The organism is Crocosphaera chwakensis CCY0110 (genome assembly GCF_000169335.1).
Classification (GTDB): Bacteria; Cyanobacteriota; Cyanobacteriia; order Cyanobacteriales; family Microcystaceae; genus Crocosphaera; species Crocosphaera chwakensis.
Genome location: NZ_AAXW01000023.1, coordinates 15,289 through 38,684, shown reverse-complemented (window position 1 = coordinate 38,684; position 23,396 = coordinate 15,289). Strand labels below are relative to the sequence as shown.

The 23,396-nt window shown below is 36.4% G+C and carries 20 protein-coding genes and 1 tRNA gene; 13 read left to right on the top strand and 8 right to left on the bottom strand.

The window, feature by feature from the left end; translation table 11 throughout:
* A complete protein-coding gene (locus tag CY0110_RS15125) occupies positions 1–2,046 on the bottom strand; it encodes a mechanosensitive ion channel family protein (protein WP_008276343.1) in 2,046 nt (681 codons plus the stop codon).
* 254 nt (positions 2,047–2,300) lie between these two features.
* Between CY0110_RS15125 and CY0110_RS15120 the strand changes: the two genes are divergently transcribed.
* A complete protein-coding gene (locus CY0110_RS15120) occupies positions 2,301–4,592 on the top strand; it encodes a putative PEP-binding protein (RefSeq protein ID WP_008276342.1) in 2,292 nt (763 codons plus the stop codon).
* 73 nt (positions 4,593–4,665) lie between these two features.
* On the opposite strand, the gene CY0110_RS15115 is transcribed toward CY0110_RS15120, so the two are convergent.
* A complete protein-coding gene (locus CY0110_RS15115) occupies positions 4,666–4,920 on the bottom strand; it encodes a hypothetical protein (RefSeq protein WP_008276341.1) in 255 nt (84 codons plus the stop codon).
* A 160-nt stretch (positions 4,921–5,080) separates the two neighbouring features.
* Here CY0110_RS15115 and CY0110_RS15110 point away from each other — a divergent pair, with 160 nt between their 5' ends.
* From CY0110_RS15110 to CY0110_RS15100, 3 genes are all read left to right on the top strand, one after another.
* The gene (locus CY0110_RS15110) at positions 5,081–5,704 is read left to right on the top strand and encodes a class I SAM-dependent methyltransferase (RefSeq protein WP_008276340.1); all 624 of its coding nucleotides are present in this window, start codon (positions 5,081–5,083) and stop codon (positions 5,702–5,704) included.
* Between the two features lie 468 nt (positions 5,705–6,172).
* Positions 6,173–6,826 carry a sigma-70 family RNA polymerase sigma factor gene (locus CY0110_RS15105; RefSeq protein ID WP_008276339.1) on the top strand — a complete coding sequence of 218 codons (654 nt, stop codon included), beginning with the start codon at positions 6,173–6,175 and terminating at the stop codon, positions 6,824–6,826.
* A 110-nt stretch (positions 6,827–6,936) separates the two neighbouring features.
* Positions 6,937–7,407, top strand: coding sequence for an anti-sigma factor family protein (locus tag CY0110_RS15100; protein WP_035799551.1), 471 nt, complete (start codon positions 6,937–6,939; stop codon positions 7,405–7,407).
* Here the strand turns inward: CY0110_RS15100 and hisA are convergent.
* From hisA to CY0110_RS15080, 4 genes are all read right to left on the bottom strand, one after another.
* Positions 7,404–8,177 carry a 1-(5-phosphoribosyl)-5-[(5-phosphoribosylamino)methylideneamino]imidazole-4-carboxamide isomerase gene (hisA, locus tag CY0110_RS15095; RefSeq protein ID WP_008276337.1) on the bottom strand — a complete coding sequence of 258 codons (774 nt, stop codon included), beginning with the start codon at positions 8,175–8,177 and terminating at the stop codon, positions 7,404–7,406. The two genes, CY0110_RS15100 and hisA, sit on opposite strands and share 4 nt — an antisense overlap.
* A 198-nt stretch (positions 8,178–8,375) precedes the next feature.
* Positions 8,376–8,447: transfer RNA gene (locus CY0110_RS15090), tRNA-Lys, on the bottom strand.
* A 64-nt stretch (positions 8,448–8,511) separates the two neighbouring features.
* Complete coding sequence (locus tag CY0110_RS15085) at positions 8,512–9,384, bottom strand: aldose epimerase family protein (RefSeq protein ID WP_008276336.1); 873 nt, start codon at positions 9,382–9,384, stop codon at positions 8,512–8,514.
* Positions 9,385–9,399: 15 nt separating this feature from the next.
* Positions 9,400–10,104, bottom strand: coding sequence for a diacylglycerol/polyprenol kinase family protein (locus tag CY0110_RS15080; RefSeq protein WP_083794083.1), 705 nt, complete (start codon positions 10,102–10,104; stop codon positions 9,400–9,402).
* A gap of 188 nt (positions 10,105–10,292) precedes the next feature.
* Between CY0110_RS15080 and CY0110_RS15075 the strand changes: the two genes are divergently transcribed.
* Complete coding sequence (locus tag CY0110_RS15075) at positions 10,293–10,958, top strand: SDR family oxidoreductase (RefSeq protein ID WP_008276334.1); 666 nt, start codon at positions 10,293–10,295, stop codon at positions 10,956–10,958.
* Positions 10,959–11,068: 110 nt separating this feature from the next.
* Here the strand turns inward: CY0110_RS15075 and CY0110_RS15070 are convergent, their stop codons facing one another.
* Positions 11,069–12,673 carry a peptide ligase PGM1-related protein gene (locus tag CY0110_RS15070; protein ID WP_008276333.1) on the bottom strand — a complete coding sequence of 535 codons (1,605 nt, stop codon included), beginning with the start codon at positions 12,671–12,673 and terminating at the stop codon, positions 11,069–11,071.
* A 91-nt stretch (positions 12,674–12,764) separates the two neighbouring features.
* Here CY0110_RS15070 and CY0110_RS15065 point away from each other — a divergent pair, with 91 nt between their 5' ends.
* From CY0110_RS15065 to CY0110_RS15050, 4 genes are read left to right on the top strand one after another with little or no spacing between them, the layout of a single operon-like run.
* A complete protein-coding gene (locus tag CY0110_RS15065; protein WP_008276332.1) occupies positions 12,765–13,196 on the top strand; it encodes an NUDIX domain-containing protein in 432 nt (143 codons plus the stop codon).
* Between the two features lie 2 nt (positions 13,197–13,198).
* A complete protein-coding gene (locus tag CY0110_RS15060; protein WP_008276331.1) occupies positions 13,199–14,452 on the top strand; it encodes an FGGY-family carbohydrate kinase in 1,254 nt (417 codons plus the stop codon).
* A gap of 27 nt (positions 14,453–14,479) precedes the next feature.
* Positions 14,480–15,241: a TIGR00297 family protein gene (locus CY0110_RS15055; RefSeq protein WP_008276330.1), complete on the top strand. Its 762-nt coding sequence runs from the start codon at positions 14,480–14,482 to the stop codon at positions 15,239–15,241.
* 19 nt (positions 15,242–15,260) lie between these two features.
* Positions 15,261–16,544, top strand: coding sequence for an MgtC/SapB family protein (locus CY0110_RS15050; RefSeq protein WP_008276329.1), 1,284 nt, complete (start codon positions 15,261–15,263; stop codon positions 16,542–16,544).
* 38 nt (positions 16,545–16,582) lie between these two features.
* Here CY0110_RS15050 and CY0110_RS15045 read toward each other — a convergent pair whose 3' ends face one another.
* A complete protein-coding gene (locus tag CY0110_RS15045; protein ID WP_035799544.1) occupies positions 16,583–16,954 on the bottom strand; it encodes a DUF1823 family protein in 372 nt (123 codons plus the stop codon).
* Positions 16,955–17,196: 242 nt separating this feature from the next.
* Here CY0110_RS15045 and CY0110_RS15040 point away from each other — a divergent pair, with 242 nt between their 5' ends.
* The 4 genes from CY0110_RS15040 (at position 17,197) to fusA (ending at position 23,284) form a co-directional block, all read left to right on the top strand.
* A complete protein-coding gene (locus tag CY0110_RS15040; RefSeq protein ID WP_008276327.1) occupies positions 17,197–18,876 on the top strand; it encodes an ABC transporter permease in 1,680 nt (559 codons plus the stop codon).
* A gap of 18 nt (positions 18,877–18,894) precedes the next feature.
* On the top strand, positions 18,895–19,803 hold the full coding sequence (locus CY0110_RS15035) for an alpha/beta hydrolase (RefSeq protein ID WP_008276326.1): 909 nt from the start codon (positions 18,895–18,897) through the stop codon (positions 19,801–19,803).
* A gap of 135 nt (positions 19,804–19,938) precedes the next feature.
* On the top strand, positions 19,939–20,871 hold the full coding sequence (locus CY0110_RS15030) for a DUF1517 domain-containing protein (protein ID WP_008276325.1): 933 nt from the start codon (positions 19,939–19,941) through the stop codon (positions 20,869–20,871).
* A 319-nt stretch (positions 20,872–21,190) separates the two neighbouring features.
* Positions 21,191–23,284 (top strand): elongation factor G, encoded by a 2,094-nt coding sequence (gene fusA / locus CY0110_RS15025; RefSeq protein ID WP_008276324.1) that lies wholly within the window; start codon positions 21,191–21,193, stop codon positions 23,282–23,284.
* Positions 23,285–23,396: the final 112 nt, after the last annotated feature.

The following is a 23,396-nucleotide window of genomic DNA, read 5'->3' as shown; positions in this document are numbered from 1 at the left end:
TTAATTATTGGTTGATAAAGATGCTTGATATCTTACTTCTTGATGAGGAATTCCGATGGGTATTCCTACTCTTTCAAAGGCTTCTTTTATCCTTAGTCTATACTCTCTTCCTACAGCCCATTGTTGCATAGCTTGGGTTTTAATCCATACTTGAATTAAAATACCATGATGGGAAATATTATCAACCCCTAAAATAGCAGCAGGTTCAATAATTTTATCTTTCCAAGTTAGATCATGTTGCATTTTTTCACTGACTTCACTAATAACACTTAATGCTTTTCTTACATCAGCATCATAAGCAATTTCTATTTTAAATTCCACCCGTGACCAATCTTTTGTTAAGTTTTCGACAATAGAAATTTTGCTATTAGGAATGGTAACTAAACGTCCCTCTGCCCCTCTAATTTGTGTAATATAAATATTCATATTTTCCACCAAACCACCGATAGTTCCCACCTGAATAACATCACCAATCGCATAACGATCTGTCCATAAAATCAAAATACCATTTAACATATCTTCTACTACATTTCTAGATAAAAATGCAAACACAAAAGCCACGCCACCAACACTGGCTAATACGGTTAAATCAATACCTAATAATATAACTGTAACAGTTATACCAATGGCAATAAATAGAAAAGTTGTGCCACTTTTTAAAGCATTAGAATAGGTACTAACCCTTAAAGTATAACGATTAGAATTAGGGTTAACTATCTGCGCATTTTTAGCCCATCTATTGAGATAATAGTCAATTAATAAGTTACTAAGTTTATTGGCAATACCAACAGACATCCAAACTAATGGAATAGTCAAAGATTGACCCAAAAAGAAGTAACTATAACGACGAGTTTCTGGAAAAATTAACACAATTAAACCGCCTGCGAGTAAAATTAAAAATATTTGTACCCAAAATAATAATCCTAAAAGTAATTGAGCAATATTTTGTTGTCGTTTGATAGTTCCTTGCTGTTTGAGGTATAAATGGGAAAAATTCTGACTTATATTCTGAACAGTATGATTGACAACTTTTTTAGCTCTAAAAATCACTTTTTCAGGATTATTGATAGCCTTTTTAACAAGAGATAATATCCTGGGTTTATTTTCTTTTGCTCTGGATTCAGTGTCTTGGTTATCGGGAGGATTTGTTTCTACATTATCCGATAGGGAAACTTCTTCAGTTGTTAATCCTTCTGCATCGACGGCTAAAGATTTTTCTAACTCTTGTAATTGACGACTAAGACGACGATTCCAAATTTTAATGATGTATCTAATAACCCACAAGATAATAATTGGAATAGAGAGCAAAATAATCATTAAAACGGCCATTAATAACCTAGCAAACGGATAATATTGATCAATTTCGTAAGCCCAAAGTGCTTCATTTAGACTTTCAACAATTAAAAACTGCCATTCTTTAGCAATATCTTCAATGGATTTTCCGTAATAAAGACTATCAGCTTGGTTAACCGTAACAATAGTTTGTCCTGATAACCCTAAGTCAAGTTGCTCTGGTACATAAATAACGGTTTGATTATTTCTAATACCAATTTCAATTTTTGGTGTAACAGGATGTGTAGATAAATTATCTCTGTCAAAAAATAAATCTTTCCAGTTCCCAATATCGCTAATTGTTGCGTTAACTTGATCTTTTTGTAACTTTGATTCTGCTTTACGCACTCGCTCATAAATTGAATCATAAATTCTTTGAACTTCTTTTGCTCTTTCTTCTACAACAAATGCAGCATTATTAGGCTCTTCAAGAGTGGTGGGATTCACTGCCACTTTAAACAATTTATCTAAACCACCCAACAAATGAACATTACTGCACCACAATCTTCCGCAAGGTTCTGCTTTGTTGGGGTTCCACCAAGGTGTCTGGGTTTTTATCTGTGTATCCCCCGATGAAGTCGTCCAGGGAATCTGTCCTACTGCTATAGGAGTCCATGTAATTGTTAACATAAGAGTAGTAAATCCTAGAATGACAGCTTGTAGCACTCTCGATTTAAGGATAGTTGACCAACCTGAAAAAATATAGGTAATCATAGAAAAAAACAATTAGTTATAATAGACAAGATTGAATCTTAACAGTCAGATTAGATTATAAACTTTCAGGTTTAGTTTAACGATTAATTGCAAATTCCTAGCAACATTCTATTGTTGTTTAGGAATTTGTTATGATATCATGACAAATAAGGAAATATAGGTCAAAAAAGTAGTAAATTTGTTTTAATCAATTATTATAATTAATCTCTTTAACCTTTTTAATTGTTCTTGCTAATTGGATTCTTATTATTGTAGTGATTAAGCTTTATTGGCTTTCTGAAATTAATTTGCGGGATCGTCCCGTTGTTGGGGAAAAAGCATGGATTTTAAGCCAACTGAAACAAAATGGCTATAATGTTTTTCCTGGTTTTGTAATTAGTTCAAGTGTATTTCGAGAATTTCTGGATAATTTGAATAACGTGAATTCATTATTAGCAGATTTTCCTGGCTCATCCCTTCATTTGGATGTCGATAATCCTCGCATATTACAATTAGTGGCTCAGCAAAGTCGTCAATCTATTGTCAACTTACCATTCCCGTCTCAATGGCGAGATATTTTAGTAGAAGCTACAAAAAAACTAGAAACTGATACGTTAATTTTACGTACTTCTTTAGGGGGAGATTTTTTCCTAAATCAAGATATTTCTGGTTTAACTCCTGCTCAAGTTTGTTGGAATATTCCTGAACATCTAGAAACTGCTATTAAAGAAATTTGGGCGCAATTATTAAAGGCAAAAAGTTTGTTTTATTGGCAACGCTTAGGCATTGGAATTGATCAATTAAACTTAGCAATTCTAGTACAACCAATGGTTACAGCTACTTCATCTGGGAGGATGATTAATCGAGCTAAATATTTTGAAATAGAGGGTAATTGGGGTTTAGGTTATAGTCTTCTTCAAGGAGAAATTTTACCTGACTATTGGAAAATCATAAAAAATTCTGGAGAAATTTTAGAACACAAACTAGGGAATCAATCTCGTGCTTATCGTTTAAAAGAAAAGTCAAAACTAAGTAAATTATCAACTCAAAAATGTTTAGAATACTATTGTTTGAGTAATGAAAAACAAGAGCAATACTGTTTAGATTCAGAAGAAATCGCACAAATCACTCAACTTTTTAATAATTTACAGAATGATGCAATTTCTTGGCATTCTCTAGAATGGATATTTTATACTTCTGATGATAACTCATCTTCTAAATTAGCGATCGCTCAACTAACTTCATTACCTTACGATCAATCTCTTGATAGTACAAAATTAGAGACACAAATAAATCAAACTCAAGCTCAATCTCAACTAACAGGTATTGGTGCAGCGCCAGGGCAAATTCAAGGAACCGTTTATTTACTAAATGAGGATAATAACTCTAACTTAGTTAAGTTAACTAATAGTATTATTGTTACCCAAAAAATTCATCCGTTTCAACTATCTTCTATTAAACAAGCATTGGGAGTTATCACCGAAGAAGGTGGAACAACCAGTCACGCAGCTATTTTAGCAAGAGAATTGGGAATTCCTGCTGTTGTGGGCGTTCCTGGGGCTACAAGTTGGTTACAAACTGGAGATTCTATTCTTTTGGATGGGGATAATGGAACCATTATTTTGAATACAGCAAATCTATCGAGTCAACAAAAAATGTCCCTTCAAGCACCTAATCTACCCTTAGAAAAACAAAGTTTTTTAAATTATCCTATAGGCACTAAATTAATGGTTAATTTAAGTCAGAGGACTTCTTTGGAGAAAATCACAAATTTACCCTGGGATGGATTAGGTTTGATGCGTTCAGAATTAATGTTATTAGACTTATGTACGCCTCATTCTTTAAGGGAGTGGTTAACTCAGTCTCAATCTGATAAAATTATTGAACAACTAAAACAACGAATTAGTGAATTTGCTGAAGTTTTTCATCCTTATCCCATTTTTTACCGAACCTTTGATGATAAATTTTCTGTCGACCAAGATCGTCGAGGGACTTCTGGATACTGTATTGACCCTACTTTATTTCGCTTAGAATTACAAGCTTTATCAGAAGTTCAACAGCAAGGGCATCAAAATATTAGTATTATTTTACCTTTTGTGAGAACGGTGGATGAATTTCAGTTTTGTCTAAACTTAATTGAAGACTATAAACTATTAACTTTGCAGTCATTTCAAGTCTGGATTATGGTAGAAGTTCCCTCTATTATTTTCCAATTATCTGATTATGTTAAAGCAGGAGTACAGGGCATAGCAATTGGTACTAACGACTTAATTCCATTATTACTCGGCAGAGAACGTAATAAGGTGTACTCAAATCAAATTTCTTTTATTGAGCAATCGGCGATCACTTCGGCTTTAAAACAGTTGATTGAAGAAGCAAATCGCTTAGAAATTCCGAGTTCTATTTGCGGTCAAATAGCTGTGGATTCTGCTCAAATTATAGAACAATTAATTACTTGGGGAATTACCACTATTTCTGTAGAACCTGAAGCGATTGAAAAAACTTATCAGACGATCGCTCGTGCAGAAAAACGAATAATTTTGAAATTAGCAAGGGAAAGAAGATAGCTAAAAAGCGGAGAAATGTGTTCACTACTCTCATGAATTAATCACTATTTATAATTTTTAAGTTAGTGTATTGTTAGACCGTTTGTAATTCATTGGAAAGATAGCCAACAATAATTTGTTGATTGGTGTCAGGATCTAATAATAAAATGACTCCTTTTTGTTCATTTTCATCGGTCTGAATCACGCCGTAACCAATACGATCCTCTTTAATGCCTTCTAGAAGTTTCACAAATAATTCTTCTTGAAAAGAAAGCTTAGGATGATTTTTAGCTTGGATGACTTCTTCTTCTAGTAAATAATCGAAGTTAATTCCGTCAAAATCTAACATAAAAACCCCTTAATAAAATATTTATAATTATTTTATCACGATAATGCCAAGTTTCTGTAAAGATAATTCATCAATTGTTTATATAAGAATACTTAGCTGTTATGCAAAAGAAGCTTATGTTAAAATGTTTATATAACATTTTATTATTTTAATTTTTTTTATGGCAACTTTTTTAAGACCCTTAAGTTATCAATATCCTTGGCTCTATAACACCATTTCTCGTTTAAGTTCTCTAGCTGTAGGTGGAGAAAAGAGATTTCGTAGTTTATCCATCGAAGGTATTAATATTGATTGCAATACTAAAATTTTAGACCTCTGTTGTGGAAGTGGTCAAACCACTGAATTTTTAGTTAAAAAATCTTCGCAAGTTACAGGACTCGATGCTTCTTCTATCGCTATTGAGCGAGCAAAACAAGTAGTCCCTGAAGCTACCTATGTAAATGCTTTAGCCGAAAAAATGCCCTTTACTGATCAAGAATTTGATTTAGTTCATACTAGCGTTGCTTTACACGAAATGGAAACAGAACAGTTAAGAGAAATCCTTAGAGAAGTTTATCGAGTATTAAAACCTGAAGGAATTTTTACTTTGATTGATTTACACAAACCCACTAATATTTTGTTCTGGCCATCGTTAGCAACATTCATGTGGTTATTTGAGACAAAAACGGCTTGGAAGTTATTAGAAACCAACTTAATTGATGAATTAAAAGATGTTGGATTTAATAAGTGTAAAAAACGCCTTTATGCAGGAGGAAGTTTACAAGTTATTCAAGTAAGAAAATAGTCAATATCCCTCTTCTGTCAGACATAGAGACATTTTATCCCAAAGTCTCTACAGGAATAGTCAAAGGAAAGGAAATCCAACAATATTATGAACTATTTAAAATTTGATGGAATTCTCCGATCTTAGAAGATAATATAGTTAGACCCTTAGGATAAAATTTCGGATCATCCCGTTATGATGCAACGCGGAATTATCAATGAAGCCAAAGATAGAATTAATGACTGAGTAATATAGTGAAGCCAATTAATGTAATTTTCGTGATTTTTAGCATTGATAATTTTTATTCAAGACTAAGGATTCATTGAGTGTTACTAATTGAGTCTACTATCACTTTAAAGAGTAGTAGTGAGGGTTGCCCAAATAAAAATAAATCCAGAATCATCGAAAAAATTTAAACAGAGGGAACCCTTGTTTGAAGTTCCGCGTCTAGAATGCTAACGTGAGGAGAATTATGCGTTAGGTAAACTTATGAGTCAAGCAATTACAGGACCTGAGAGACTATTTCGCCCGTGGCGACAGAAGTCAGTCGTGTCTCCAGAAAAGCTCTCAAATTACGATTTGATTGTCAGGTGTCAGGAGGGATCTAAACCAGATCGTGCTGCATTTGCAGAACTTTTAAACCGTTATCAGTCTCATGTAGAGAGAATACTATATCATTTGGCTCCTGATTGGCAAGATCGGGCTGATCTTGCTCAAGAAGTTTGGATTCGCGTTTACCGTAACATCAAACGTCTTAATGAACCGGTTAAATTTCGAGGTTGGTTGAGTCGTATTGCCACTAATTTATTTTACGATGAATTGCGTAAACGTAAGCGAGTTAGTCATCCTATCTCATTAGATGCCCCTCGTCGGGTTGATGATGGGGAAATAGAATGGGATATTGTTTCAGATTATCCTAGTCCAGATGACACTTTAGCCACTCGTGAATTTTATGATCGTCTTAAAGTAGCGATCGCTGATTTACCTGAAGCATTTAGAACAACCATTGTTTTAAGAGAAATCGAAGGTTTAGCCTATGAAGAAATTGCAGAAATGACTGGGGTTTCTCTGGGTACAGTGAAATCCCGTATCGCTAGGGCGAGGGGTAAATTACAAACGGTTTTAGAAAAATATGTTGATTAATTGAGAATATTGTTATCTTGATAATCACCTGTGAGGGGTGTCATGACCATGCTCGTCAGAGCATTCGTCTCCGCAACTAAGGATCTTAGAGGATCTAGGAGAGGTTAATCATGATGTCTGATTTTGAACACAACCAAGGGCTTTGGCCCACTGATTCAAGTAATATGGATAATCAGTTTGAGCGTTTTGAGTTGTTAAGTGCCTATATGGATGGAGAACTAACAGCCCAAGAACGTAAGCAAGTTCAGCAATGGCTTGACAATGATCCTGAATTCCATCAGTTATATAAGCAACTGTTACGGGTTCAACGAGAAACTACCACCATCCCAATTCCAGAAAGTTCTGTCTCTGTAGATGATTTATCTCAGGGGGTTTTTGATACCATTGATCGTCAAGATCGCAGGAAACGAGGTCTGATCGCCAGTGGTATAGGTATCGCTGCTGTCATTGTTGGTTCAATCGCTCATGTCTCTTTACAAGATGGGCTATTTCCCCGTTATGCTCGCACGAACGGAGAAAGTGAAGCCTTAACTATTGCCCTCAATCGTCCTGTCGTAGAAATTCCTCCTAACCTTCGTTAACTCAAGGCCGAAGAACCGAGATCGGGAGGAATATCTTGCCAACGACCGGGGCCGACAGCACGAACTGCTTCAGTTAAGCTAACATCTCCTGTATATAGAGCCTTACCAATAATAACACCGGTAACTCCGATGGGTTCTAAGGCCAATAATCCTAAAACATCACTCAACGAACTAACACCCCCCGAAGCAATGACAGGGATATTGATGTGATTAGCCAATTCTCGCAAAGCTTCACGGTTAGGGCCTTGTAAGGTTCCGTCGCGGTGTATATCGGTGTAAATGATTGCGCTCACGCCCAACTCAGCCATTTGTTGGGCTAAGTCTGTTGCTAAGACTTCAGAGGTTTCTAACCATCCTCTGGTAGCTACTTTGCCGTTTCGGGCATCAATTCCCACTGCAATTTTACTCGGAAAGGCTTGACAGAGTTCTTGCACCAAAGAAGGATTTTCCACCGCTACAGTACCGACAATGGTGCGATCAACCCCTAATTCAATCAGTTGGGAGACACTTTGGCGATCGCGTAATCCCCCTCCGACTTGTACGGGAATTGAAATAGCTCTAACAATGGCTTCTATGGTATCAAGATTCATGGGACGACCCTGTTTTGCCCCATCTAAGTCCACTAAATGCAAACGAGTTGCCCCCTCATCTGCCCATTGACGGGCAACTTCTACAGGATTTTCGTTATAAATTTGGGATTGTTCATAGTCACCTTGGTAGAGACGGACACAGCGTCCTTCTAACAGATCGATCGCAGGGATAACATCCATGAAAGGTATATTTTTTTAGTTTTTGAAATATTATAATTTTATCAAAAGGCCTGGCGTGGGGACAAAAAAGCTATTGGAGACTCTTTCTTGTTAGAGCCATAGACATCAGACCAACTATCCATAAGTAAGTCGAAGCTTCTACCCAAGGCATCAAGCTGTGTTCGACGACCTTAACTTTTTTGACACTATCTAAAAAAATGGGTCGCCTGGGATTCGAACCCAAGACCAATCGGTTAAAAGCCGAGTGCTCTACCGCTGAGCTAGCGACCCGTTGTGTGTTCCGCACACGATTTACTACTATAGCATAGCTTTTTAGCAAAAGCAACGATTAATTTTAAACCGAGGTCACATCTATCTCTACTACAGCCTCACAGGTGGCTCCGGGTTCGAGTTCGGTGATGTTTTCGCCCGTACTGATAGCATTACGTGGCGCACTCCAGGGTTCAAAACAGACGTATTCTTTGCCCTTAAGCGTCCAGAAAACCATCGTAGAATACTCATCAGACCATTTTAGGGTAACTTTTAGCCCTCTGGCGCGGTCTTGAATGCTTGCAGAAGGACGTTTTAAAGATTTAAGGGCGACATCGATTTCTTCTTCGTTAAAATCAAAATTCCCATCGTAAGGAATAATTTCTTTGGTATCTTTCACTTGATAACTAGAAGCTGGAATATCTAGAACCATTTGCTCTTTATCTTTAACCAAAAAGTAGGGATGTAAGCCAAAAGAAAAGGGCATTACTTTATCAGATTTATTAATATATTCTTGATAAATTTTTAGCGTTTTTCCCTTTAGTTCGTACATTAACCTTAACTCAAATTCAAAGGGATACATTTTGAGGGTTTCTTCGTTACTCTTTAAGCTTAAGGTCAGCTTACAACAGGAATCTGTAGATTGTTCAGTTACTTCCCAAGGGAAATTTCTTGCTAATCCATGTTGTTTCAAATGATAGGCTTTATTATCATAAACATACACATTATCCGGTAAATCTCCACAAATGGGAAACAGAATAGGGACCCCTCCTCTAACGGTTAGTTCAGGATGAGAAAATCTTTCTTCGTCCAAGTAAAATACCTCTTGACCTTCAATAGACCAACGGGTAATCATTCCGCCTCTTTCTGGAACAACTTCGAGACGAGATAAAGCACTTTCGTCAGAAAGAATATAAGTAATATACTGGTTTTGTCTAGCAGAAATTGAAAAGCTCATAGTTGTTCTTGATAACTAAAATAATCCGTGAATCAAGTAAAAGGCGAGAACCGCACTCCCCAGAGGAACTGTTAAATTGTCAATTCCTAGCTTAGAAAAGGCTTCTAACCCCATAGCAGCCATCGAAACAATTAAAGAAACGAAGGCTACCTTCAAGATAGGTTCATCTACCCATAAAAGAATAACACTGGTCACAAAAAAACTAACTCCCATCATAGTCAATGAGCCTTCCCAACTTTTCTTAACCCCTAATACTTGATAGGAATGCTGTCCAAATTTTTGCCCAATAATAGCGGCCATTCCATCTCCCCAAGCCATCACTAAAATGCCAATGGCTAAGTATTGAGGATGCGCTGTTGTCCAAAACCACTGGGTTAAAACCCCGATACTCAGGGCATAAAAAAAGGTTCCTAAGCTTTTGCGTCCTACACTATTAATACTGGGTAGAACGGGTAAAAAATAGGAAATAAGAGCCATAATACTGGCAATCACAGAAGCACCAATTAATACCCAAGATGGCAGTTGTAACCACCAGGCAATTAAAACAACATTTCCTGAACCAATATGAACAATTTTTCGGGTAAATTCCGCATCCGTACCTCCTAAACGATGTAATCCCTCAGCCAAGGCAATAATCACCCCAAGATAGAGGACAATCAGGCTGATAGGATATACAAAGGAGAGGACGGCGTTAATGAATGGACTTGACTCAGATAGCAAGACAGGTAAATTTAACCAGTGAACATACTCATATCAAGTTATATCAATTTTCTAAAATTTTCACAGAAGTTTTCGTTGGGAAGTCTGAATACTTTACCCCTTCGTACTATGATAGACTACTGCCATGTTTTGAGAAGTGTAGGAGATATTAACCTTTGTTTTTTGTCCAACTTAGCACTAAGAACTAAATGGGAACTTATTTAATCACAGGAGCTAATCGAGGAATTGGTTTAGAATATTGCCGTCAACTGAAAAAACGAGGAGATGATATCATTGGGGTGTGTCGAGAAGTCTCCCCAGAACTAAAAGCGTTAGAGATATCGATAGAAACTAATATTGATCTTACTTCAAATACAGATGTAGAGAGATTGATGAAAAAACTGAACGGGCAAAAACTGGATGTGTTGATTAATAATGCTGGTATTTTAGATAGAGTCAGCCTGAATGATTTAGATGTAGATAGTATTCGTCAGCAATTTGAGGTTAATGCTCTTGCTACTTTAAGATTCACTCATGCTTTGCTTCCTAATTTAAAAGCAGGTGCAAAAATTATTTTTATGACCAGTCGCATGGGTTCTATTGAAGATAATACGTCTGGGGGTTCCTATGGTTATCGAATGTCAAAAGTGGCTCTATCTATGGCAGGTAAATCTTTATCTGTTGACTTGAAACCAAAAAATATCGCTGTCGCTATTCTACATCCTGGTTTAGTTAAAACGAGAATGACTAATTTTAATCCTAATGGGATTACACCAGAACAATCGGTGAAAGGACTAATCGCTCGTATTGACCAATTAAATCTAAAAAATACTGGTACTTTTTGGCATTCTAACGGTGAAGTTTTACCTTGGTAGTTGATTCTAAATGCGTATAATTACCCGTATATTCACTATTAGTATCCACGTCAAATATCATGGCTTTAGGTTAATTAAAGTAGTGCGTTTTCCTCGTAACATATTTTAACTTATAATGTCCAAACAATAGGTAAATTGGGAGTAATTGTTTCATTATTATCATCAATAATCATTTCAGACTCTAAATCTAAAACCCTTTCAACTTCTTGATAAATTTTCTCCGCTTCCTCTAGAGAATTACCAATACAGGTTAATCCTAATTTTCCAAATTCTGATAAAGCTCCCATCAAATGGAATACGGTTCCTGTTTTATTACTCGTATCAAAATGTAAGCGATGTTTAGCAACAATATCCATTAAATCATCGGGGAGTAAACCACAATATTGCGGTTTTTGTAAGTTGTCCGAAGCAATATAATATTTAGGATGATTATGTTGGGTATAAAATAAACCTGTACTTTGCTCGTAACTACCATTCGTTAGTAATTTTAAGGTCATAAATGGATGGGTTGTTCCACCTTTTCTTAAGTTAATTTCAATGGCTTGAATATCCCACTTTTCCACTTGTTCAGAAGTATTACGAACGGCTAAGAAGTCTACGCTATATCGTTCCATTGCCCCTTTTTTTGCCAAGGCTTGACCAATTTTTAAACCTAAATCTTGTAAGATATGACGATAAGCTTTATCCGCAGGAAAACGACATCCTAAATAAATTTGTCCATCAGGCCCGCCTAAAATTTGATCATGAGTTGAAACAATAGTAACTTCTCCGTTGGGGGTAATATAACCTTGAACACTAGGAGAACGTTTTTCTTTTCCTTCTATAAAGGCTTCGACAATTGCACCTAATTCAGGAATTCGACTAGAAAAGTTGTTCCAAGTTTCTTCTTTTGATTGAAAACTTAAGTCTTTCAAACTATTTAAAATAGCTGTTTTAGTTTTAGTTTCATCTGAGAGATGGGAAACATTATTTTTGAGATTACCTAAATCGAAAACGGCATTTCCTTCTCCTGAAAATCCTTCATTGAGCTTAACCACAATACGTTTTAAATGAGGATTTCTACGCCAAAGTTCATAAAGTTCTAAGACTAAATCATCAACATTATTAACTAAATCACTTCCGTCAGGATGAGGGATTAAACACTCATCAAAAATTTCTCTTCCGCCACTTTTTGAACCCCAGTAAATCAGTTGTGGTGAGGCTGCAAATAAGGGAACAGTCAATTTTAAAGAAAGTTCTTGCTCTAAATGAGTAGCATTAAAACAAACCATATAAGATTTGTTTGGACGTAAAGCACGGCGAATTCTCTCTACTAAACGAGGACGTTCTAAAATCTTCTGAGTTAAGGGTTTAAATGAGTTATCATAAGTAGTTAGTAAAAGTAGGCGATCGCGGGCATGGGAAAAAGGAATTCCTGGTAATAATTGTAAGTAATATTCAATAATAATCGGCGATAAAGGTTGTCCCGTTACATAAATTAATCTTGTTTTTGGATTTCGTAACCGAATCAAAGAAAACAAAAGACGTTCTTCGTAATGAAGAAATCCCGTAACTTTTTGTCCAACTCGCTGATCAATACTAAAAGAAGGAACGACTAAAATATCATAACCATCCTGCTCAAATAGGTCTTTTCCTTGCCAATATTCCCGTAGTTTATCTTGAAGTTTATTAAAGTTTTCAACTTGAAGATCATCGAATGTTTTAATACTGTCCATTATGGTAGTTGTGGGAAGATAGTTATTACTGTCATTTTCTTGTTTAATTCATTTTTATTGTATAGTAATCATAGTTTAATGAGCCAAAATTATGACATTTCGTAATCCTATTCCTACTGTTGATATTATCATCGAACTAATCGATCAACCCAACAGACCTATTATTTTAATAGAACGTAAAAATACTCCTTATGGATGGGCGTTACCTGGGGGGTTTGTAGACTATGGGGAAACAGTAGAAAATGCAGCTTATCGAGAAGCTAAAGAAGAAGTTAATTTATCGGTTAATTTAATTGAACAATTCCATGTTTATTCTAATCCGAATCGAGATGAACGTAAACATACCATGAGTGTTGTTTTTATTGCTATTGCAACGGGACAACCTCAAGCAGCAGATGATGCAAAAAATGTGCGAGTTTTTGATCTTTGGGAATTACCGAAAAATCTCTGCTTTGATCATGATAAAATTTTAGAAGATTATCGAAATTATCGCTACTATAAGTTACGTCCTCGTTTAATTTAATTATGTTATTTTTAGGGATTGATTTTGGAACTTCAGGAGCAAGAGGTATTGTTATTAATGATAATGAAGAAATTGTTACTCAAGTTAGTTTTTCTTTTTCTCGGCAAGATACTAATTATTTAGACGAAAAATGGAAAAATACTTTATATCTTCTGTTAGAAAAGATTTCGATAGATATCAGAAAAAAAATTGAAGTAATTTCTATTAATGGTACTTCTTCAACAGTTTTATTATGTAATAGCGAAGGAATACCAATTGAAAAACCTATTTTATACAATGAATCACGAGATATAACAGTTTTGGATAATTTTAAAACTATTATTCCCAAGTATCATCTGGTTAACAGTTCCACATCTAGTTTAGCTAAGCTTTTATGGTGGTATCAAACTAAAAAGATGCAAGTAGATTCTTATTTTTTACATCAAGCAGACTGGTTAGGATTTTTGTTACATGGAAAGCTAGGAATTAGTGATTATCATAATACTTTAAAACTGGGTTATGATGTGGAAAACTTGTGTTATCCCGACTGGTTAAAAGCATTACCTATTTATTCAATATTACCTCAAGTTCTACCTCCAGGAACCCCTATAAACACAGTGAATGATTATACGATCAGACGGTTTAATTTTTCTAAACATTGTCAAGTTTGCACAGGAACAACAGATAGTATTGCTGCATTTTTAGCCAGTGGGGTGAAACATCCAGGAGAAGCAGTAACATCTTTAGGTTCAACATTAGTTTTGAAACTATTAAGTAAGACTCGTGTAGAAGATATTTCATCAGGAATTTATAGCCATCGTTTAGGTGATTTATGGTTAACAGGAGGCGCATCAAATACTGGTGGTGCAGTGTTAAAACACTTTTTTACTGATGAAGAATTACAAGAACTAAGTGAAAAAATAAAGATTAATCAACAAACCAATTTAAACTATTATCCGCTCTTAACACCTGGTGAAAGATTTCCGATTAATAATCCTAAATTATCCCCTAAAATTGAGCCTATTCCTGATAATAAAGTAGAATTTTTACAAGGTTTACTAGAAAACATAGCTAAAATTGAAGCATTAGGCTATAAAAAATTAGAAGCTTTGGGTGCAACCCCCGTGACACAAATTTATACGGCAGGAGGTGGAGCGAAAAATAAAAATTGGGCTAAAATAAGACAGCATTATTTACAAATTTCTGTAAAAATTTCAAAGCAAACTGAAGCAGCTTATGGCACGGCTTTATTAGCTAAACGAAGTAAAAATAATTAACCTATCAATAGGAGTAATTTAAAGATTATGATGGAATTATACTTAAGCAATTCTTGGATTATTAGTCTAATAATTAATAGTGTATTGATCATTTTTGCTTTTGTTGTACCCAAAAAATTATTAACCATTAATGGTTATCTCAATGCTTGGATTTTAGGGGTAATTGTTTGGGGAACTTTGGGGTGGCAAGGTTATGCAGTAGTCATGTTTTACTTCTTAGTGGGCTCAGGGGTAACTAAAATTGGTATAGAGCAAAAAGAAGCTGCTGGAATTGCTGAAAAACGTTCAGGAATGCGTGGTCCCGAAAATGTTTGGGGTTCGGCTTTAATTGCTACCTTTTGCGCCCTAGGAACTCTATTTGTTGAAGCTCCTTGGACTCAATTATTACTATTAGGTTACGTGGCGAGTTTTAGTACCAAATTATCAGATACTACCGCCTCAGAAGTAGGCAAAGCTTATGGAAAAAAAACGTTTTTAATTACTACGTTAAAACCTGTTTCCCCAGGTACAGAAGGGGCAGTTAGTTTAGAAGGAACCCTAGCTGGAATTGTGGCATCTGGGGTTATTGCTTTAGTAGGTTATTTAGTTGGATTAATTAATTTATCAAGTATTGTTTATTGTATTATTGCTGCATTTATCGCTACTAATCTAGAAAGTTTAATCGGAGCAACTTTACAAGAAAAGCTCGATTGGATGACCAATGAAATAGTTAATATTATTAATACTTTTATCGGATCTATGGTTGCTATTCTATTGGCATGGCTTGTTCTCAATTTTATGGCTATATAAAGATTAATTATTAGGTAAAATGTTTAACTTTATTCCTCCTGAAGTTTTGAAACTATTATTAGTTTTCTTTTTATCTTTTCTGATTGGTTTAGAGAGAGAAGAATGGAAGTCTATTTCTGGTAAGTATGCTTTTGGAGGAATTCGGACTTATCCATTAATTGGCTTAATTGGCTATAGTATGGCTTCACTTTCTAATCCTCAACTGTTGCCTTTAACAGGAGGATTTCTTGTCATTGGAAGCTTAATGTTATTGTCCTATTGGCATAAGATTCAAACCTTTAAAACAGCAGGTTTAACCACAGAAATGGTAGGATTGACCACTTATATTGTAGGCGCACTTGTCTATCATGATCAATTGTGGATAGCTTCAACCTTAGTAATTACCAGTTTACTATTACTAGAATTAAAATCTGTCTTAGAAAGTTTAGCTCATCAATTTTCTCCAGAAGATATTTTAACCTTCACAAAATTTTTATTTCTTACTGCCGTTATTCTTCCTATTCTCCCTAACAAAAACTTTGGGATTTTTGAAATTAATCCTTTCAAAACTTGGTTGATTGTGGTTGCAGTTAGTGCAATTTCTTATGCTAGTTTTATTTTACAAAAAGTTTTTAAAAACCGTGGTGGACTGATATTAATTGCAATATTAGGGGGTGCTTATTCTTCTACTGTTACTACCGTAGCACTAGCAAAACAATCCACCAGTAATACTTATTCTCATCCCTATTCAGGAGGAATTTTAATCGCCTCTGGTATTATGTATTTGAGGTTAGCTTTACTGGTTAATTTATTTAATCCTCAATTAGGAAAGAAATTAACCTTATGGTTTGTTTTATTAGCTCTTACTGCTATTATTGTTGGAAGTTTTTGGTCATCTAGAAAAGATAAAACTATGACTGAGTCTATCGAACAAAAAAATTATATTTCTCCTAATCCTTTAGAACTAAAAGCAGCTTTTTTCTTTGCTTTTTTATTCATAATTATGATTGTTTTAACTCACTATACAGCTTTATATTTAGGACGCAGTGGATTATATTTATTAGCCGGAATTATGGGAGTAACAGATATTGATCCTTTTATTTTAGGGATTACTCAATCTGCTCGACAATTGACTTCTTTATCAGTCGCTTCAGGAGCCATTTTAATTGCTGCATCGAGCAATAATTTAATAAAAGGAATCTATGCTTTAATTTTTAGCGCACCGCGAAGCGGATCTCTTCGAGATCGCAAGACAGGAAGACAGAGTTTAGGGTTATTACTTTTCTTAGCAATTTTAGGACTTATCCCCTTATTTTTTATTTAAAAGTAAAGTATTTTTTCCTTACCAATAAACGAAAGATATTACGAATATGAGTGCATTACCAAATAACTTAATAACCAATTAGCCATGGTTGCACGACGAGTATCCCTAGGATCAAAAGTTCCTAATTTATATCCTTTAAACCCTAATTTTTCTTTCAACAATTGTTTATTTTCTTTAGGAATAGAACGGGTTAATTTTACTGTAGGAGGACGATTTTCTATAAAGTTTGGTGGTTCGGGATACTCTTCTCTCCAAGATGCTTCTACCCCAGAATTATCCCAACTTTTACTACTTTCATCATAACGATATCCCAAATAATACCACACCATTTGCATAACGGTTTCATCATCAATTTCTTCATTGAGAATGGCGTTAATAGTGTCAGTGTTTAGAGGGGGTAAGTCTTTCATCATTATGTTTAATCAAGAGGACTATTGTGATTTTAGCCTAAAATGAGTCTTCGCAATCACTAAATTTAAAGATGTGATGACATAATAGGCTTCACATATAAATTTCTCTGTCAATATTATGATAGTTTCAGAATTTATGCCCTGGAGGATGAAAGTTAAGGTATTATAATATTTGTCATCCCTATCCCGTCATTAATATCAATTCAATTATTACTCACAAAATATCATCTTTAAATTAATTTATGAATCAATCTAATTCCATTATTTCTAACTATCGTAACTTGATTAATTATCTTCCCTCAAAAGGTTGGACAGCTATCGTTATGATGATAGCTGTTTTAATTGCTACGCCAATTTTATTCGTCGTTAGTAGTATTTTTATTGACGCTGGAAGCATTTGGAAACATCTAGCAGAAACTGTATTGACCACTTATATTATAAACTCTTTACTCCTCATGTTTGGGGTAGGAATAGGTGTATTAATTATTGGTATCGCAACCGCATGGTTGGTTACTATTTGTCGCTTTTGGGGATGTGATTGGTTTGAATGGTTATTGTTACTTCCTCTATCAGCACCGGCTTATTTATTAGCCTATACTTACACTAATATGTTGGACTATTATGGTCCTGTGCAAAGTACCCTTCGTACTTGGTTTGGATGGCAAAATTATAACGATTATTGGTTCCCCGATATCCGTTCAGTTTGGGGGGCTATTGTTATGTTAATTTTGGTACTTTATCCTTATGTTTACTTATTAGCTAGAACTGCTTTTTTAGAACAGTCAATTTGTACATTAGAAGCGAGTCGATCTTTAGGTTGTAGTCCTTGGCAAAGCTTCTTTAAAGTTGCTCTTCCTTTAGCTCGTCCAGGAATTATGGCTGGTTTAGCATTGGCGTTAATGGAAACTTTAAATGATTTTGGAACGGTTAAATATTTTGGAGTCAATACTTTTACAACAGGAATTTACGATACTTGGTTTGGTTTAGGAGAAAGAGAAGCAGCAGCGCAGTTAGCAGCTTTTTTAATGTTATTTATTTTTACGTTAATTATTTTAGAATTATGGTCACGTCGGCAGGCACGTTACTATCAAAATAGTAGTCCTCAAAGTCATGTTCCTCGGTATCACCTAACCTCTTGGCGAGCTATTTTAGCTTGGTTGATTTGTTTTATTCCCTTCTTTGGGGGATTTTTAGCACCTTCTCTTTACTTGGTTGATTTAGTGATTGCCAATGCAGAAACTGCTTTAGAAAATAACTTTTTTGACTTGGCGAATCATAGTTTAATGGTATCAGTTGTGACAGCGATCGCAGCGTTAATTTTGTCTTTAATTATGGCTTATGGAAAACGACTAAAAGATAACTTTTTGATAAATGCAAGTGTGAGAATTGCTGCTTTAGGTTATGCTATTCCAGGGTCTGTTATTGCGGTGGGAATTTTGATACCAGTAGGACGATTAGATAATGCGATCGCTAATATAGTGGAGCAGGTTTTAAATATTAAAATAGGCTTATTAATTAGTGGCACAATTTTAGCCTTAATTTATGCTTATTTAGTACGATTTTTGCCCGTTGCTTTTGGTGCTGTTGAATCCAGTTTAGGAAAAATTAAACCCAGTTTAGACGATGCTGCTAGAAGTTTAGGATCAACCCCCAGAAAGATTTTAATTAAAATTCATACTCCCTTAATGACAGGAGGAATGCTAACAGCAATTATGTTAGTTTTTGTCGATGTCATGAAAGAATTACCCGCTACTTTAGTCATTCGTCCTTTTAACTTTGATACCCTAGCTATTAGAGTTTATCAGTATGCGTCCGATGAACGATTATCTGACGCAGCAGCTCCCGCTTTAGCTATTGTTTTAGTGGGTATGATTCCTGTTATTTTTCTCAGTTGGCAAATTGCTCAATCACGACGTAGTTAATGTATCATTTATGTTTCTATGTTGAAACCAAAAACTCAATTATTATTAATTTTAGTTATACTTTTACTTGTAATGATCCCTCCTATTTTAGTTAGACTGACTGATAGAGTTAGACGGGTAACCACAGCCCCCCAAAACTACCAAAAATACTTAAATATCACCTATTTAGAAATCAATAATGTCTCTTTAAAGCTAGATATTTATACCCCTAAAAATATCAATAAACAGGTTCCAACCTTGATTTATTTTCATGGTGGAGGTTGGATTAGTGGAACAAAAGATGCTACACTTTCGAGCATTTTACCCTATACAAAAAAAGGTTGGGGAGTCGTCACCGTTCAATATAGACTAGCTAATGTTTCCCTTGCCCCTGCAGCCGTAAAAGATAGTTTATGTGCAGTTAAATGGGTCATTAATAATGGCAATGAATACGGTTTTGATGTTAATAAAATAGTTCTTTCTGGAGAGTCTGCCGGGGGACATTTAGCCCTAATAACAGGGATGCTACCAGACAGTAGTGATCTCTACCATCAGTGTCAAGGAAAAGAAAACAGTCAGATAGCAGCTATTATCAACTGGTACGGTATCACCGATGTTCTCGATGTACTCCAAGGAGAAAATCAACGAGACTATGCAGTAGAATGGTTAGGGAATCAAAGCGATCGCTTTAAAATTGCTCAAAAGGTTTCTCCCATTAACTATATAAGAGAAGATTTGCCCCCTATCCTCACCATTCACGGTGACGCTGATACCTCAGTTCCCTATAGTCATGCTGTTCAACTACACCAAGCTTTAGAAAAGGTACAAGTTCCCAATGAACTGATGACTATTACTGATGGGGGTCATGGTTGGTTTAGAAACGAAGAGATGGTTGCTATTTACAAGAAAATTGATGATTTTTTAGCAAGTCATCTCCATCAAAAATGATTGGTTTATAACACTTGACATCAAAATTATCGTGTGGTAAAGAAAGTAAAAATAAAACTATAAATAAAGAACTCACAAAGGAAATCTCGATAAACTAGAAATAATAGATTATTCGATCATCTAGATTATCGTTGTATGTTGAAAAAAATTAAACCCTTTTTGAAACCCTTACTAATCCTCGTTTTAGTCATTACCCTGATTTTTGGAGACGTTGGCAGTGCCTTAGCAGCCCGTACAGGGGGTAGAATTGGCGGAGGTTCCTTTAGAAGCCCTAGCCGTACTTATAGTTCCCCTAGAGGCGGTGGATATGGAGGCGGTGGCTACGGTTATGGAGGCGGAGGCTTTGGCTTTCCCTTTCTTATCCCCTTCTTTGGCTTTGGAGGCTTTGGTAGCTTATTTACCGTCCTTATCGTTATTGCTCTGGCTAACTTTTTAATTAGAACCGTCAGCAACTTAGGCGGTGATCAAATGGGCAACAGCTACAATAACCCTAAAGTATCTGTTGCTAAAGTTCAGGTAGGATTATTAGCCAGTGGCCGTTACCTACAAAAAGAACTCGATGAACTCGCCCAAACCGCCGACACGAATACCGCATCCGGACGGGCAACGGTACTCCAAGAAGCCAGTTTAGCCCTCTTGCGTCACCCTGAATATTGGGTGTCTGGTTTAACCGAAGCCAATACCACAGGTATCGATGCAGCAGAAGCCAAATTTAATCAATTAGCCTTAGCTGAAAGAAGTAAATTCAGTTCAGAAACCCTCTCTAATGTTAATAATCAGTTACGAGGCAGTTCTCCAACCCAATTATTAGAAGGCAAAGGAGAATTATCCAAATTTACAGAAACAGGAGAATATATTGTGGCTTCGATTATTGTTGGAGTTGAAGGAAAATTAGACTTACCCGAAATCAACGAAGTCAATAATCTTCAAAAGGCTCTGCAACAAATTGCGGCCATTGGCAGCGATCGCCTTTTAGCTGTGGAGATACTCTGGACACCTCAAGCACAAGGGGATACCCTTAGCCGAGACGATGTGTTAGTTAACTATCCTAATTTAAGGCTAGTCTAACTGTGTCTGAGAAACCTTAAAGACTGTGGTGATGGTAGGTTATTATAATCAAGTTCTCTTGACCCCATCATCACCCCACTACCCTATCCCCTCACTTATCATGAAACTCGGCCAAAATAATTTACAATTAATTACAATTGGTAATGAAAAAGGCGAAAATAGACTTGTCTACAATTGAGATAGCCAAAACCTCAAAACTTATCATCGAGAGTGGTTTAGCATAGCTCAATTAAGCTATCAAAGGCAACGCCGAGTTCTCTGTAGGTACTCCCTTTCAGTAGATGCTAACCATTTGTCAAACCTAACGCTAGAAGTAAATATGAAGAAAGACCTTACCCTCTATAGAAACATCGGCATCTTTGCTCACGTAGATGCTGGAAAAACCACCACAACCGAAAGAATTCTCAAATTGACAGGGAAAATCCACAAAATCGGTGAAGTACACGAAGGTGCAGCCACCACCGACTTCATGGAACAAGAACAAGAACGGGGTATTACCATTCAGTCAGCAGCTACCAGTTGCTTCTGGAAGGATCATCAACTCAACATCATTGATACCCCCGGCCACGTTGACTTTACCATCGAAGTTTATCGTTCCCTAAAAGTTCTTGACGGTGGAATTGGGGTATTTTGTGGTTCCGGTGGGGTAGAACCTCAGTCTGAAACCAACTGGCGTTATGCAAACGATTCTAAGGTTGCACGGATCATCTACGTCAATAAATTAGATAGAACCGGGGCGGACTTTTTCAGCGTTGTCAAACAAGTTGAAGATATTTTAGCAGCAACCCCCTTAGTCATGGTGCTTCCTATCGGTATTGAAAGTGACTTCAAAGGTGTGGTTGATTTACTAACCAGAAAAGCGTGGATTTGGGATGACTCTGGTGATCCCATGAATTACACCATCGAAGACGTTCCCGAAGACATGAAGGAACAAGTAGAAGAGTATCGTGAAGCCATGATTGAATTTGCCATCGAACAAGACGATGCCATCATGGAAAAATATCTCGAAGGGGAAGAAATCACGATCGATGAAATTAAAGCTTGTATTCGTAAAGGAACCCGTGAACTAGCCTTTTTCCCCACCTATTGTGGTTCTTCTTTCAAAAACAAAGGGGTACAGTTGGTACTGGATGCGGTTATTGACTATCTTCCTAACCCCACCGAGGTTCCCCCTCAACCTGAAATGGACGAAGAAGGCAATAAAATTGAAGGGGCTTTTGCTTATGTTGACCCCGAAAAACCCTTACGGGCTCTTGCGTTTAAGATCATGGACGATCGCTTTGGGGCTTTAACCTTCACTCGTCTCTATTCTGGAACTATCTCTAAAGGAGATACCATTCTCAATAATGCCACAGGTAAAACTGAACGGGTCAGTCGTTTAGTGGAAATGCACGCTAATTCCCGTGAAGAAATTGAAACCGCCCAGGCTGGCGACATTGTAGCACTCGTAGGGATGAAAACGGTACAAACGGGACATACGTTATGTGATCCTAAGTCCCCTGCTACCCTAGAACCGATGGTCTTCCCTGATCCTGTGATTTCTGTTTCTGTCTCACCCAAGAAGAAAGGAGACAACGAAAAGATGTCCATGGCCTTGAGTAAGATGGTACAAGAAGATCCCTCTTTCTACATGGAAACCGATCAAGAAAGTGGTGAAACTATCATTAAAGGGATGGGAGAATTACACTTAGATATTAAAGTCGATATTCTCAAACGGACTCATGGGGTAGAGGTAGAAGTCGGTAAACCTCAAGTAGCTTATCGGGAATCTATTACCAAAACCATTAACGATAGCTACACCCACAAGAAACAGTCTGGGGGTTCTGGTCAGTTTGGTAAAATTGATTACATTATTGAACCCGGAGAAGCAGGCAGTGGCTTCCAGTTTGAATCTAAAGTAACTGGAGGTAACGTTCCCAGAGAATTCTGGCCGGCGGTTCAAAAAGGCTTTGAACAGAGCATTGATAGAGGGGTTTTAGCTGGTTATCCTTGTGTTGACCTCAAAGTAACCTTAACCGATGGTGCTTTCCACCCCGTTGACTCCTCTGCGATCGCTTTTGAAATTGCAGCCAAAGCAGGTTATCGTCAATCCCTTCCCAAAGCAGGCCCTCAAATCTTAGAACCGATCATGAATGTGGACATTTTTACCCCTGAAGATTATATGGGAGATGTTATCGGTGATATTAACCGTCGTCGCGGTATGATCAAATCTCAAAATTCTACTCCTATGGGGGCGCGTATTAAGGCAGATGTTCCCTTAAGTGAGATGTTTGGTTATATTGGTGATCTACGGACTATGACATCAGGGCGGGGTCAATTCTCTATGGAATTTTCTCACTATGCCCCTTGTCCTAGTAATGTAGCAGAAGAGGTCATTAAAGAGGCTCAAGAACGTCAAGCAGCCCTCGCTTAAACTCTTCTCGTTGACATTTATTATTTTCTTCCTGATCGATATCGTTTCGGTCAGGAATTTTTTATAATTCACCCATTTGGATGAGTCATCAGGGGGGCGCATTAGTCACCGG